General features: G+C 34.1%; 14 protein-coding genes. 3 read left to right on the top strand and 11 right to left on the bottom strand.

All coding sequences use genetic code 11. The annotated features are described in order from the left end of the window. Window positions 1-98: 98 nt before the first annotated feature. The 11 genes from rsgA to OLM51_RS04895 all read right to left on the bottom strand — a co-directional run bounded on the left by rsgA (window position 99) and on the right by OLM51_RS04895 (window position 12,133). A complete protein-coding gene (gene rsgA / locus OLM51_RS04945; protein ID WP_264553286.1) occupies window positions 99-1,076 on the bottom strand; it encodes a ribosome small subunit-dependent GTPase A in 978 nt (325 codons plus the stop codon). A gap of 262 nt (window positions 1,077-1,338) precedes the next feature. Next, the gene (locus OLM51_RS04940; protein WP_264553285.1) at window positions 1,339-2,421 is read right to left on the bottom strand and encodes a bifunctional 3-deoxy-7-phosphoheptulonate synthase/chorismate mutase type II; all 1,083 of its coding nucleotides are present in this window, start codon (window positions 2,419-2,421) and stop codon (window positions 1,339-1,341) included. 12 nt (window positions 2,422-2,433) lie between these two features. Further along, on the bottom strand, window positions 2,434-3,291 hold the full coding sequence (locus OLM51_RS04935; protein ID WP_264553284.1) for a prephenate dehydrogenase: 858 nt from the start codon (window positions 3,289-3,291) through the stop codon (window positions 2,434-2,436). A gap of 119 nt (window positions 3,292-3,410) precedes the next feature. Continuing rightward, on the bottom strand, window positions 3,411-4,556 hold the full coding sequence (locus OLM51_RS04930; protein ID WP_264553283.1) for a pyridoxal phosphate-dependent aminotransferase: 1,146 nt from the start codon (window positions 4,554-4,556) through the stop codon (window positions 3,411-3,413). 185 nt (window positions 4,557-4,741) lie between these two features. Beyond that, a complete protein-coding gene (locus OLM51_RS04925; protein ID WP_264553282.1) occupies window positions 4,742-5,569 on the bottom strand; it encodes a prephenate dehydratase in 828 nt (275 codons plus the stop codon). Between the two features lie 490 nt (window positions 5,570-6,059). Next, the gene (locus OLM51_RS04920) at window positions 6,060-6,230 is read right to left on the bottom strand and encodes a hypothetical protein (RefSeq protein ID WP_264553281.1); all 171 of its coding nucleotides are present in this window, start codon (window positions 6,228-6,230) and stop codon (window positions 6,060-6,062) included. Then, window positions 6,230-6,436, bottom strand: a complete 207-nt coding sequence (locus tag OLM51_RS04915) for an addiction module protein (protein ID WP_264553280.1) — start codon at window positions 6,434-6,436, stop codon at window positions 6,230-6,232. The genes OLM51_RS04920 and OLM51_RS04915 overlap by 1 nt, the downstream gene beginning before the upstream one ends. A gap of 276 nt (window positions 6,437-6,712) precedes the next feature. Next, the gene (locus OLM51_RS04910) at window positions 6,713-9,106 is read right to left on the bottom strand and encodes a ribonucleoside-diphosphate reductase subunit alpha (RefSeq protein ID WP_264553279.1); all 2,394 of its coding nucleotides are present in this window, start codon (window positions 9,104-9,106) and stop codon (window positions 6,713-6,715) included. A gap of 263 nt (window positions 9,107-9,369) precedes the next feature. Beyond that, complete coding sequence (locus OLM51_RS04905; RefSeq protein WP_089054274.1) at window positions 9,370-10,347, bottom strand: ribonucleotide-diphosphate reductase subunit beta; 978 nt, start codon at window positions 10,345-10,347, stop codon at window positions 9,370-9,372. A gap of 337 nt (window positions 10,348-10,684) precedes the next feature. Beyond that, window positions 10,685-11,254: a DUF3109 family protein gene (locus tag OLM51_RS04900; RefSeq protein WP_264553278.1), complete on the bottom strand. Its 570-nt coding sequence runs from the start codon at window positions 11,252-11,254 to the stop codon at window positions 10,685-10,687. 90 nt (window positions 11,255-11,344) lie between these two features. Continuing rightward, a complete protein-coding gene (locus tag OLM51_RS04895) occupies window positions 11,345-12,133 on the bottom strand; it encodes a DUF4412 domain-containing protein (RefSeq protein WP_264553277.1) in 789 nt (262 codons plus the stop codon). Window positions 12,134-12,420: 287 nt separating this feature from the next. Here OLM51_RS04895 and OLM51_RS04890 point away from each other — a divergent pair, with 287 nt between their 5' ends. The 3 genes from OLM51_RS04890 (at window position 12,421) to OLM51_RS04880 (ending at window position 13,911) form a co-directional block, all read left to right on the top strand. After that, complete coding sequence (locus OLM51_RS04890; protein WP_264553276.1) at window positions 12,421-12,999, top strand: MarC family protein; 579 nt, start codon at window positions 12,421-12,423, stop codon at window positions 12,997-12,999. A gap of 105 nt (window positions 13,000-13,104) precedes the next feature. Further along, entirely contained in the window at window positions 13,105-13,305 is a 201-nt protein-coding gene (locus tag OLM51_RS04885; protein ID WP_035653375.1) for a hypothetical protein, read from the top strand. Next, complete coding sequence (locus tag OLM51_RS04880) at window positions 13,306-13,911, top strand: FAD-dependent oxidoreductase (RefSeq protein WP_264553275.1); 606 nt, start codon at window positions 13,306-13,308, stop codon at window positions 13,909-13,911. The last annotated feature ends 54 nt before the right edge of the window (window positions 13,912-13,965 follow it).

Genomic DNA, 13,965 nt, shown 5'->3' with positions numbered 1-13,965 from the left:
GGATGAAACAGATTTTAAATTCTAACCTTAGATGCACAGCAGTGCATCTCTACAATACAATTGGAATTTGGATTTTTTTAATTGGAATTTCTCTTTTTTTATTTCCTCGTTTCATCACTAGCTGCACGATCTTCACCATAAGAATCTGTACGATAATGTTCTTCGTCGCCTTCCAGAATTTTAAGGTAACTATTATAACGTGACCAGGCAATTTCGTCTTTTTCTAAAGCAGCTTTTATAGCGCAATGTGGTTCTTCTTTATGTAAACAGTTGTTAAACTTACATTGATCTTTCAGCTTGAAGAATTCCGGAAAATAACCACTAATTTCTGTTGGTTCCATATCAACAATTCCAAAACCTTTAATTCCCGGTGTATCAATAATTCGGGCATCAAAAGACAAATCATACATTTCTGCAAAAGTCGTCGTATGTTGTCCTTGCTTGCTTTGTTCTGAAATTACGGTCGTTTTTAAGTGAAGGCTTGGCTCCATTGCATTGACCAAAGTTGATTTTCCAACTCCGGAATGTCCTGAAAACATACTTACTTTACCAATCATCATTTCTTTCAGCTTATCAACACCTTTATTTTCTGTAGAAGAAACTCGCAGACATTTATATCCTATTTCCTGATAAATATGCTGCAGATAAAGCTGATCGTCTAAAGTCTGATCGTTAAGTGTATCAATTTTATTAAAAATAAGGATTGCCTCGATTCCGTATGCTTCGGCTGTAACCAAAAAACGATCGATAAAACTGGTTGTTGTTGGCGGATTATCAATTGTAACCAGTAAAAAAACCTGATCAATATTGGATGCAATAATATGAATCTGTTTGGAAAGATTAACCGATTTACGAACGATATAGTTTTTTCTTTCGTGAATATTATGAATTGTTCCCGTTATGGTATCTGAAGTTTCTTCTAATTCATAATCGACAATATCGCCTACAGCAATTGGATTAGTGCTTTTAATCCCCTTCATCCTGAACTTCCCTTTCATACGGCATTCTATAAAATCGCCTTTTTCAGATTTTACGGTGTACCAGCTTCCTGTAGATTTATATACGATTCCTGTCATTCTTTAATTTTAGATTTCTGATTTTAAGATTTTAGATTCAAACCCTAAATCTCTGCAAAGATAAATTATTAATTTTAAACATAGCCCACGGTTGAAACCACGAACTATACTATATAATGCAAAAATCCCCACTACTTCTTTCAAAGCAATGGGGATTTAAAAAAAAACAATCTATTTTTAAATGCGTGATATAATAAAATCTAGCAACAGTTTTTAAACTAAACCAAAATTAACTTATATCACTTATATGGTTTAAAGAAAATTATGCGTTGAAAACTTTCTCCTGGTGACCAATACTTTCCTGGTGAATTGCTTTAAACATTCTTAAAACAAACTCCTCAGTAAGACCTTTTTTCTCACCTTCTAAAATCATTTTTCCTAAGATTTCGTTCCAACGGTTATTTTGAAGAATCGCAACGTTTGCATCTTTTTTCACCTGACCAATTTCGTCAGCCACTTTCATACGTTTCCCTAACAATTCTAATAAGTTAGCATCAAGAACGTCGATATTTGCTCTTAGTTTTTTCATTTTTTGGCTGTACTCATCTGTAGTATCATCCGTTTTTCTGATCGTCAAATCTTTAATGATTTGTTTCAAAGAATCTGGAGTAACTTGCTGTGCAGCATCAGACCAAGCATTGTCCGGATCGATGTGCGTTTCGATAATCATACCATCGTAATTCAAATCTAAAGCCTCTTGCGTTACTTCGAAAATCATTTTACGATCTCCGGTAATGTGAGATGGATCGATGATTAATGGTAAATCAGGGAATTTATTTTGCAATTCGATAGCAATCTGCCATTCTGGAATGTTTCTGTATTTTGTTTTTTCGTAAGTAGAGAAACCTCTGTGAATAACTCCTAATTTCTCGATTCCAGCCATGTGCAAACGTTCAACACCACCTAACCATAAAGCTAAATCCGGGTTTACAGGGTTTTTCACTAAAACAATTTTATCAGTTCCTTTTAAAGTATCTGCAATTTCCTGAACCGCAAATGGGTTTGCAGTTGTACGTGCTCCAACCCATAATACGTCGATATCGTGTTCTAAAGCCAATTTACAATGTGCTGCTGTTGCAACTTCAGTTCCCATTAACAAACCAGTTTCAGCTTTTGCTTTTTGCAACCATTTTAATCCAATTTCTCCAACACCTTCAAATCCTCCCGGACGTGTTCTTGGTTTCCAGATTCCTGCTCTGAATACACTTACTTTTGAATCTTTTAATTCATGAGCGATTTTTAAAACCTGATCTTCAGTTTCTGCACTACAAGGTCCAGCTATCACAAGTGGGTGATTTAAATTGAAATCTTCTAACCACTTTCTCATTTCTTTCTTATTTTCCATCTTTTTTATAGTTTACTTTTTTATAGTTAATCCGTTTAATATTTCCTTTATTTTATTTGTGCTTTCCATTTCTTCAAAAATGGCATTATAATCTTCTTCTTTTAACAAATCTCTAAACCGACTTAGGTTTAAAATGTATGCTTCTAATGTTTCCAGAACGTGTTCTTTGTTTTGCTTAAAAATCGGTGTCCACATTGCCGGCGAACTTTTGGCTAAACGTACCGTACTTTCAAATCCACTTCCCGCCATATCAAAAATATCCTGTTCGTCTTTTTCTTTATTCATTACCGTTTTACCCAGCATAAATGAACTAATGTGCGATAAATGCGAAACGTAAGCAATGTGTTTATCGTGCGAAATTGGATCCATATATCGAATCCTCATTCCTATTTCGCTAAAAAGCTGCAATGCTTTTTCCTGCAATTTAAAAGTGGTTTTTTCCACTTCGCAAATGATGTTTGTTTTTCCTTTAAATAAACCTTTTATCGCCGCCGAAGGTCCTGAGAATTCTGTTCCTGCTATCGGATGTGTGGCAATAAAATTTCTTCTTTTCGGATGATTTGCCACTGCATCACAAATTGGTTTTTTAGTCGATCCAACTTCAAAAACAATTGTTTTATCACCAACCGCATCCAGAACTTTAGGCAAAACCGCTAGCGCCACATCAACAGGAACTGAAACAATTACAAAATCAGCCTCGGCCAAATTTTCAAAACTTCCTGCTTTTTCAACAACACCTAAATCAATTGCTTCCTGCAAATGTTTTTCGTTATTGTCTATTCCAAAAATAGTGGCGTTTGGATGTTTTTCTTTGATGTCCAGCACCATCGAACCGCCTATTAATCCTATTCCTATTACGTATACTTTCATACTTCTCTTTAATTTCCAATTTTAAAATTCCAAATTCCAACCTTAATTTAACCGCAAAGTCCGCAAAGAATTTACGCAAGGTTCGCAAAATCTGAAATCTAAAATCTACATTCTAAAATCTAAAATCGGTCTATCGCTTCCTGTACTTTTTCTTCTTTTACACACAATGAGAATCTGATATAACCTTCGCCGTTACTTCCAAAAATGGTTCCCGGTGTAATGAAAATATGTTTCTCATATAATATTTCGTCAATGAACTTCTCTGCTGATGCTATTCCTTCCGGAAGTTTTGCCCAAACAAAAAGCCCAACTCCTTCCTTATAAACTTTGCAGCCTAATTTTTCTGCTAATTTTTCTGTTAGTTCACGGCGGCGTCTGTAGATCTTGTTTTGATCTTCGAACCAGGATTCATCGCAATTCAATGCCGCAACTGCACCTTTTTGGATTCCGTAATACATTCCGCTGTCCATATTGCTTTTTACTTTTAGGACTGCATCGATAATTTCAGGATTTCCTAAAACCATACCAACTCTCCAGCCAGCCATGTTGAAGGTTTTACTAAGTGAATTCAATTCTAAAGCCACATCTTTTGCACCTGCAACCTGTAACAAACTCATTGGGTTATCATTCAAAACAAAACTATACGGATTGTCGTTGATCAATAATATGCTGTGTTTTTTAGCAAAAGCAACCAATTTTTCAAATAACGCTAAACTACCTCTTGCTCCTGTTGGCATGTGTGGATATCCCAGCCACATAATTTTTACCTTTGAAAGATCCAGTTTTTCTAAAGCTTCAAAATCCGGTTCCCAGGCATTTTCTTCTTTCAAATCATAATAAACCGGAACGGCTCCTACCAAATTGGTTACCGACGTATATGTTGGATAACCCGGATTAGGAATTAAAACGTGATCACCTTCATTTAAAAATGCTAACGAAATGTGCATAATTCCTTCTTTCGAACCCATCAAAGGCAAAATCTCATTATTCGGATTTAATTCAACACCAAATTGATTCTGATAAAAATCTGCCATCCCTTTTCTCAATTCCGGTAATCCCTGATAGTTCTGATAACCATGCCCATTTTCATCTTGAATTGCCGCAGCGACTGCTTCAATTACTGCTTTCGACGGACTCAAATCAGGGCTTCCAATTGCCATACTGATGATCGGTTTTCCTTCAGATTGCAATTGACGAACTTCCCTCAATTTTGATGAGAAGTAGTATTCTTCAACTTTATCTAATCTTTTTGCTGTTGTAATCATTTTTTTTAATTTTTGCTATATGCTTTAAGCTTTACGCTATATGCTTTTCTCTTTTTGACTTGTCACCCTGAGCGAAGTCAAAGGGCTTTCCAATTGGAACGTGGGCTTCGACTTCGCTCAGCCTGACAATTTATTGTTTCAAACCTTTGGAATTTGGAATTTCAAAAAAATTGGAATTTCCTTTTTTAAGGTTTAGTATTCTTATATTCTCCTAATACTTTAAAATACTCCGCCATAATGTTTAATAACGCTTTGGCTTTTGCAAAATCTTCGTATTTATCAAATGTCACATCTACGAAAAATGAATATTTCCAAGGTGTTTCTATTTTTGGAAGCGATTGAATTTTTGTCAAATTCAGTTTGCAATCGCTCATTACATTCAAAACCGCTGCTAAACTTCCTCTTTTATGATCTAATTCAAATTTGATTGATGCTCTGTTGATTTCATTTTCCGGCAAAAATGAATTTTGCTTTTTGATAATCACAAAACGAGTCATATTGTTTTTGATGGTTTGAATTTCTGGCGCGATGATTTCCAAATCATACATTTCTGAAGCTACTTTACTTCCTATTGCTGCAATTCCGGTTAATTGTTTTTCCTGAATTCTTCTTGCTGTTTCGGCTGTATCTTTATCTTCAACCAGCTTGATATTCGGAAACTGTTTCAAATAATCCATACATTGTAAAAGGGCCATCGGGTGCGAATGAACTTCTTTTATGTCTTCTAATTTCTGACCTTTTAAAGCCATTAAATTTTGGTGAATGCTTAAATAATGTTCTCCAATGATGTGCAAATTATTCTTATCAATCAAAGCATAATTCGGAATAATTGGCCCTGCAATTGAATTTTCGATTGCCATAACCGCCTGATCTGATTTCCCGGAAAGCAGGCTATCAACCAATTCTTCAAAAGACAAACATTCATCAATTTCCACATTTTCAGCGAAATACTCATTCACTACCTGATGATGAAATGATCCTTTTATACCTTGTATTGCAATTTTCGTTGTCATATATTCAAAAAAAAATCCTGATTTGCATCAGGATTGTATATTAGTTTTATTTGTCTTAAATTTTATCTCAAATAACCATAGCACAATCCTCACTTCTACTAAAGAAGAAATAAAAAGAGTTGCTAAAATAAAAACGGTTACTTGCCATTTTGTTTGTGTTTTGTTTTAAATTCTCTGCGAATGTATAAATTATTTTTAGCGCACCAAAAAAAAGATTGCATTTTATGAAACAAAAAAGGATTTCTTAACAAATTTAGCAGGTTTTGTATGATAATATAAAAATATAGACTTAAAATGAGATATTTATAATTGAGTTTTTCTAAGATTCTAAGGTACTGAGTTGCTAAGGTTCTTAGATTTATTTATAAATTTAATCTTTTAGACCAATTCTTTGGAGAACGAGAGGTATGAAAAATACCGATGATTATAATTTCATCTTTCTCAAATCGATAGTGAATTCCATAAGGAAATCTTGATATAAATCTAATCTTTATATTTTTATACTTTTTTGAAAAGCATCTGGATTTCTTGAGATTTCATCGACTCCTACTTCCAAACATAGTTCAAAATCATAAGAAAGTCCCACTCTCTGTTCTTCATACCATAATACAATATCTTCAATATCAAATAATGCTTCTTTTACAAAACGAATTCTATACATTATCTAATCGATCTTAAATGAGCTTTAACCTCATCCCAAGTATACAATTCTGTTTTTCCTTCTTCTAAGTTCTGAATACGGTTATCCAATTCTCTTTTAACATCATCCAAAATCTCTAAATCTTTCTTAGAGACACTATCCCATAGTTGCTCTGCTAAAACAATTTTTTCAGCATTACTATATTTAGACAAATTTTTGATTTCCATATTTTTAGTATTACCACTGTTATTAATATTACAAATTTAATCAAATTTTACCATGAAATGAAACATCATCCCAACACTCGTCTTTCTTCCAATTAATCAATAAGGACGAAGCAATTTCATACTGCATATCAAATTCTCTAACCTATTTTACCATGATTGTTTGGTTCCTCGCAATGACTTTAAACAAAAAAAGCAGCTATCATTACAATAACTGCTTTCTATAAATTAAAGAATAAGTCTTTCTTCCTTACTCTATTTTCTTTCCTCTAAAAAAAATTAAGATCCACACATTTCACAATCCTCAGGACCTGCAGCTTGCGCTTTAAGCAACATTGCTTTGTAATCCTCAACGCTGATTGCCTCAGTTTCCTGAACTAATGCCGGAGCTGTTTCTTCTTTTTTATCGTTGTTTAATGTGAATTTAATCGCATCAACAGCCGCTTTTGTTCTTAGGTAATACATACCTGTTTTTAAACCTGACTGCCAAGCGTAGAAGTGCATTGACGTAAGTTTAGAATAGTTTGCATCCTGCATGAACAAGTTCAATGATTGTGATTGATCAATGAAATACCCTCTTTGACGAGACATATCAATAATATCTTTCATCGACATTTCCCAAACTGTTTTGTAAAGATCTTTTAAGTCTTGTGGGATAATATCAATATTCTGAACAGATCCGTTATGACGCATAATTTCTTGCTTCAATTCTTCGTTCCATAAACCAAGTTTTACTAAATCTTCCAGTAAGTGTTTGTTTACTACGATGAATTCTCCAGACAATACACGACGTGTGTAAATGTTTGATGTATATGGTTCGAAAGCCTCGTTGTTTCCAAGAATTTGTGAAGTCGAAGCTGTTGGCATTGGCGCCACTAATAATGAGTTACGAACTCCATGTTCCATAACTTCTTTTCTTAAAGAAGCCCAGTCCCAACGTCCGGATAACTCTTCATCTTTCATTCCCCACATATTATATTGGAATTCTCCTTTAGACATCGGAGAACCTTCAAATGTAGAATATGGTCCTTCTTCTTTTGCCATTTCCATAGAAGCAGTTACAGCAGCGAAGTACAATGTTTCGAAAATTTCCTGGTTTAAAGCTTTAGCTTCATCACTTGTAAACGGCATACGCAACATAATGAAAGCATCTGCTAAACCTTGTACTCCTAATCCAACCGGACGGTGACGCATGTTTGAGTTTTCAGCTTCTTTTACAGGATAATAGTTTCTGTCGATTACTTTGTTCAGGTTTCGCGTTACACGTTTTGTAACATTATAAAGCGCTTCGTGATCAAATTTTCCGTTTTCAACAAACATTGGTAATGAAAGCGAAGCAAGATTACAAACGGCAATTTCATCTTTAGATGTGTATTCCATAATCTCTGTACACAAATTAGAAGAACGGATTGTTCCTAAATTCTTGTGGTTTGACTTACGGTTTGCCGCATCTTTGTACAACATATATGGTGTTCCGGTCTCGATTTGTGATTCAAGGATTTTCTCCCATAATTCACGAGCACGGATCGTTTTTCTTCCTTTTCCTCTAAATTCGTAATCAGTATATAATGCTTCAAATTCATCTCCATAAACATCATATAATCCAGGACACTCGTTTGGACACATTAAGGTCCATGTTGTATCTTCCTGAACACGTTTCATGAATAAATCTGAAGTCCACATAGCGAAGAATAAATCTCTTGCACGCATTTCTTCTTTTCCTGTATTTTTCTTTAAATCTAAGAAATCAAAGATGTCAGCATGCCAGGTTTCGATATAAATCGCAAAACTTCCTTTACGTTTTCCACCACCCTGATCAACGTAACGAGCTGTATCGTTGAAAACTCTCAACATCGGAACAATTCCGTTTGAAGTTCCGTTTGTACCACGAATGTAAGATCCCGTTGCACGAACGTTATGGATAGAAAGACCAATTCCTCCCGCTGATTGCGAGATTTTTGCTGTTTGTTTCAAGGTATCGTAAATACCATCAATACTATCATCCTGCATAGCCAAAAGGAAACAAGAAGACATTTGAGGTTTTGGAGTTCCTGCATTAAACAACGTTGGCGTTGCATGTGTAAAGAACTTTTTAGACATTAAATCGTAAGTCTCAATTACCGATTTTAAATCGTCTAAGTGAATACCAACAGAAACACGCATTAACATATGTTGCGGACGCTCTACGATTTTTCCGTTTATTTTAAGAAGATAAGAACGTTCTAAAGTCTTGAAACCAAAGTAATCGTAATTAAAATCTCTTGTATAAATGATATGAGAATCTAAGAAAGCAGAGTTTTCCTGAATCACCTTAAATACTTCATCCGAAATCAACGGTGCATCCTGACCGTTTCTTGGATTCACGTAATGGTACATATCTTTCATCGTTTCAGAAAACGACTTTTTAGTATTTGAATGTAGATTTGAAATTGCTACACGAGCTGCCAATTGAGCATAATCAGGATGCGCAATAGTCATAGAAGCCGCCGTTTCTGCCGCAAGATTATCTAATTCAGAAGTTGAAACCCCATCATACAATCCTTCGATAACTCTCATCGCTACCTTAACCGGATCTACGAGCTCATTCAAGCCGTAACACAATTTTTTGATTCTTTCTGTAATCTTATCAAACATTACGGGCTCTCTGTGGCCATCTCTTTTTACTACATACATAAGCTTACTATTTTAGTTATTGAAAAAATGAAAGACACTGGAAAAACGATTTCCGGCACTTAAACATTGCGTGTTTTAAAATTATTTTTTGAGAATTACCAAATTCTCAATAGTTACTTGTTTCAAATTCGAAAACCGAATTTAAATTCGTAAAAAATTGCTATTGAATCTGCGATTTGGGGATAGAGATTCAACCTTAAAATATTCCGTTAATCTTTTTTTAGCACCTCTTGAAGAGCAGGCGCTAAAAGTATTTTTGTTGTCTAAAAATCTGCATCAAATGAAATTTTCTGAGCATCGCTGTCTGTGTTCATCACACCTGATTTTTGATACTCGGCAACACGTTTTTCAAAGAAATTAGTTTTTCCCTGAAGAGAGATCATGTCCATAAAATCAAACGGATTCGCTGATCCATACACACGCTCGCAACCTAATTCTACTAATAATCTGTCTGCAACAAACTCTAAGTATTGCGTCATTAAAGTCGCATTCATTCCGATTAAACTTACCGGAAGAGATTCTGTTACAAACTCTCTTTCGATATTTAAAGCATCTACGATGATTTCTTTAATTCTGTCTTTTGGAACTTTGTTAACCAAATGGTGGTTATGTAAGTGAACTGCAAAATCACAGTGTACACCTTCATCACGAGAGATCAATTCATTAGAGAATGTTAAACCTGGCATTAATCCACGTTTTTTCAACCAATAAATAGAACAGAAAGCACCTGAGAAAAAGATTCCTTCAACTGCAGCAAAAGCAATAAGTCTTTCAGCAAATGAATCTGACTCGATCCATTTTAAAGCCCATTCTGCTTTTTTTCCAATTGCAGGAAAAACTTCCAAAGCATTAAATAATTCTGCTTTTTCAGCTTCATCCTTAACATAAGTATCTATTAATAGAGAATAAGTTTCACTATGAATATTTTCCATCATGATCTGGAAACCGTAGAAAAATTTAGCTTCTGCATATTGAACTTCGTTAACAAAATTCTCCGCAAGATTTTCGTTTACGATTCCATCAGAAGCCGCAAAGAATGCCAGAATATGTTTAATGAAATATCTTTCGTCGTCACTTAATTTATTATTCCAGTCTGTCAAATCCTGGTGCAAATCAATTTCTTCAGCAGTCCAGAAACTAGCTTCCATTTTTTTATACCATTCCCAAATATCATGGTGTTTGATAGGAAAAATAACGAAACGATTTTTGTTTTCTTGTAATATTGGTTCGACTTGTGACATGACAGTTTTATTTAATTTTTTTACCGAAAATTTTACTAATTCAGTAGACTACAAAGATTGTCATTTGCTACCAAAAATGAAAGTCAAACTTATTCACAATTCGATGTAGTTTTTAACAACCACCAAAAAGTGAAATACTTTTCATACAATAATTAAATAATTGTAAATAAGCAACTTAAAACCCATATTTACATCATCAAGGACTGTAAAATATAGACTTTTTGAAATAAAAAGCAAGAAATTTTAAATTGTTTTTAAAAGTTTTTTCGAGTCCGGACTTTTATTTTTTTGAGAAAAAAACGCCTTCTTTTGCCAGCCCACTAAGTGGCGCAGATTTTTAAGAATTTTTAAGCTCTTCTGCTACTTTTTCAAGTTCCAGATACCAATCCTGACCAAAGCGGCGGATTAAAGCTTCTTTCACAAATTTATATACCGGAACTTCCAATTCTTTTCCTAAAGAACAGGCATCATCGCAAATATCCCATTTATCATAATTTACCGCAGCAAATTCTGTAAAGTCTTTCACACGGATTGGGTATAAATGACAAGACACTGGTTTTTTCCAGTCTACGATTCCCTGATTATAGGCTTGCTCAATTCCGCAAAGTGCAGTTTTGCCATCAAAAATAACATAAGCACAATCCTTATTATCAATTAGGGTTGTCTCAAGATCGCCGTCTGTTCCTTTAACCCAGGTTCCCTGAGCTTCAATAGCGGCGATTCCCTCTTTTCTTAAAAAGGGTTTAACTTTTGGATAAATCTCTTCCAGAATTCTGGTTTCTTCTTCATTCAAAGGCGCGCCGGCATCTCCGTCGACACAACAGGCTCCTTTGCAAGCTGACAAATTACAAACAAATTCTTTTTCGAGTATATCCTCGGATACGATGGTTTTTCCTAGTTGAAACATTTTGCAAAGGTAACTAAAGATTCAGGAAATAAAAATCACTCTCACAGATATGTTCTTAAAGCAAACTAATTTAGAATGTTACTATTTTATCTACATAAACTTATAGTCCGCTTTATTAAAGGTATAAGCACTTTTTTCCAGACTTATGCATTTCATGGTTGTTACTTTTCCTTTACCCTTCAAATCTTTCATGGTCATATCCATCAGCAAGGTGCGGTCGTCGGGTTTAAAGTAATTAGCCAGCTCATCGGGCATTTTCCAATTTTTCTGTTTTTTAAACATATCTCCAAAACTTACTTTGGCCTCGCTTGTATAATAACAGACAATATCATATTCATCATTTGTCATTTGTACCCCTTTGCAGTTATACCCCAGAAAAGTTTTATTTGGCAATGTTTTGATTGTAAATTTTGACTTCTCACCTTCTTTCTTTGCCATTTCAGAATAATCAGGCATTTTTGATGCTGATGCCATTTTTTCTTTACCATTTCCAAAAGCTGTTACCGTAATATTTTTTCCCGCATCCATAATCATCAACATATTTTGTCCCTGTCCCTGTGACATATTCATTCCAAAATAAGATGCATTTGGTTCCAAAAAATATTCAGCATTCATTGCCTTACCTTCATTGGCTTTAATCTCCATAACATACTTCCAGTTAAAAACATACGTATTTGGAACAACCGATGGATCAACTTTATTCTTTCCATAACCCAAAACTGCATTTTCCATACTTACATTTTGATCAGCAGTGGTGCCATTACCTTTTTGATCTTTTTGTTGCGCTGCTTTTTTAATTTGCTGCCAGATTTGGGCTTGTGAACTATTGAATGAAAACAACAAACACAAGAAAACTATAACAAACATCATCTTTTTCATAACCGTTTCTTTTTAGATTACCACAAATTTAACAATTGATTTTCAGTAAGTTATATTTTTTAACGTTTGATTTCATCAACTTATCATACAAAAACAAAATAATTAAGTTCAAAAATAAACGGTCCTTTTTTCTCCAAATCAACAACAGAAACATTACAATGTTACAAATATCACATTTTGTACACGAAATAGATGTTTTTATAACAAAAGTACAATGTATCAAAAAATCACCTAACTTTATTACCTACTTTTGCAACAAATTTTTAATCGCTAAAAATCAGAACTATATGTTAGAAATCGACTTTAAAGAAATTATCACTGTTGGAATGGTGCTTTTTGCTGTAATTGATATTGTAGGATCAATTCCGATTATAGTAAATTTAAGAGCAAAAGTTGGCCATATCGAATCTGAAAAAGCTTCTATTGTTGCCGGTTTAATAATGATTGTTTTTCTTTTTGTTGGAGAAGGTTTGCTTAACCTTATCGGGATTGATGTTCACTCATTTGCCGTTGCCGGTTCGTTTGTTTTATTCTTTCTGGCTCTGGAAATGATTTTAGGAATTCGAATTTATCGCGACGAAGAACCCGGATCTGCTTCTATTGTACCCTTAGCTTTTCCGTTGATTGCCGGAGCCGGGACAATGACCACTTTGTTATCGCTTCGTTCTCAATTTCACACCATTAACATTATTATTGCTATTGTACTGAACATTATATTGGTATATATTGTTTTAAAATCGTCTAAGAAAATAGAAACTTTATTAGGAGAAAACGGACTTGGCGTGGTTCGCAAGACATTTGGAGTCATCCTTTTAGCTATTGCTGTTAAATTATTCGCTGCTAATGTTAAAGGTTTGTTTGTCTAACATTTATTTTTATACTTTTACCCCATAAAATTTATAAAAATATAATTTTAAGACATTTTTCTCTTAAAAGCTATATTTTAAATCTTTTAGACAAAAAACAACCTTATGAAAATCTTTACTTCCATCTTAGTGCTTTTAGCATTAGCTTTAATTGTTTTTAATATTACGCTATTAGACTTCAAAAATCCTTTTCAAGGAGACAGCATGGTAGCTTTTATTGGAATCGTCGCTTCTTTTTGCGCTGTTTTGATTCTTTTGATTTTTAGAATTTCAAAAAGAATTGAAGAAAAAACAAACGGCAGATAAATGTTTGACGTTTTAATTATTGGCGGAGGTGTATCCGGAATGTCATGTGCGCTTGTTCTGGGATCTGCTAAAAACAAAGCTTTTGTATCCGATAAGAAAATCGGAATTTTTACACATCAAAAAAATTCTTCATTACAAGAAGCTATTTTCTACAATGCTTATGGCATAACTCCAGGTAAACTAGGCTCCGAATTACTCACAGAAAGCACACAGGATCTAGCCACTGCTTATCCTCATATTGAACAGATTTCAAATGAAAAAGTGATAAAAATCGAAGGCTCTTATCCTTTGTTTACTGTCATAACTAATAAAAACTCGTACCAAACAAAAAATATCGTTGTTGGAATTGGTTCTGCCAATACATTTGACATAGAAGGATTGATGCAATTTATCGAACCGCATAAAAAAGCACTTCCTGAGAAACAGCGTATTCAGCTTAAAAACGAAGATCACAAGGTTAGCGATGGCATTTATGTAATTGGAACTTTAGCAGGCTGGAGAAGTCAATTAGCGATCGCTGCAGGTAGTGGTGCTGCTGTTGCCACAGACATTCTTACTTTATGGAATAACGGCACGCAAACTCATTCGCACGATAGCATTCGATAACATTATATAAAATTATTAAACCATATAAGTTATATAAGTTCATTTAATTTTATA

Source organism: Flavobacterium sp. N2038, assembly GCF_025947185.1.
Classification (GTDB): domain Bacteria; phylum Bacteroidota; class Bacteroidia; order Flavobacteriales; family Flavobacteriaceae; genus Flavobacterium.
The sequence above is the reverse complement of the archived record's forward strand: the minus strand, read 5'-3'. Positions and strand labels throughout refer to the sequence as shown.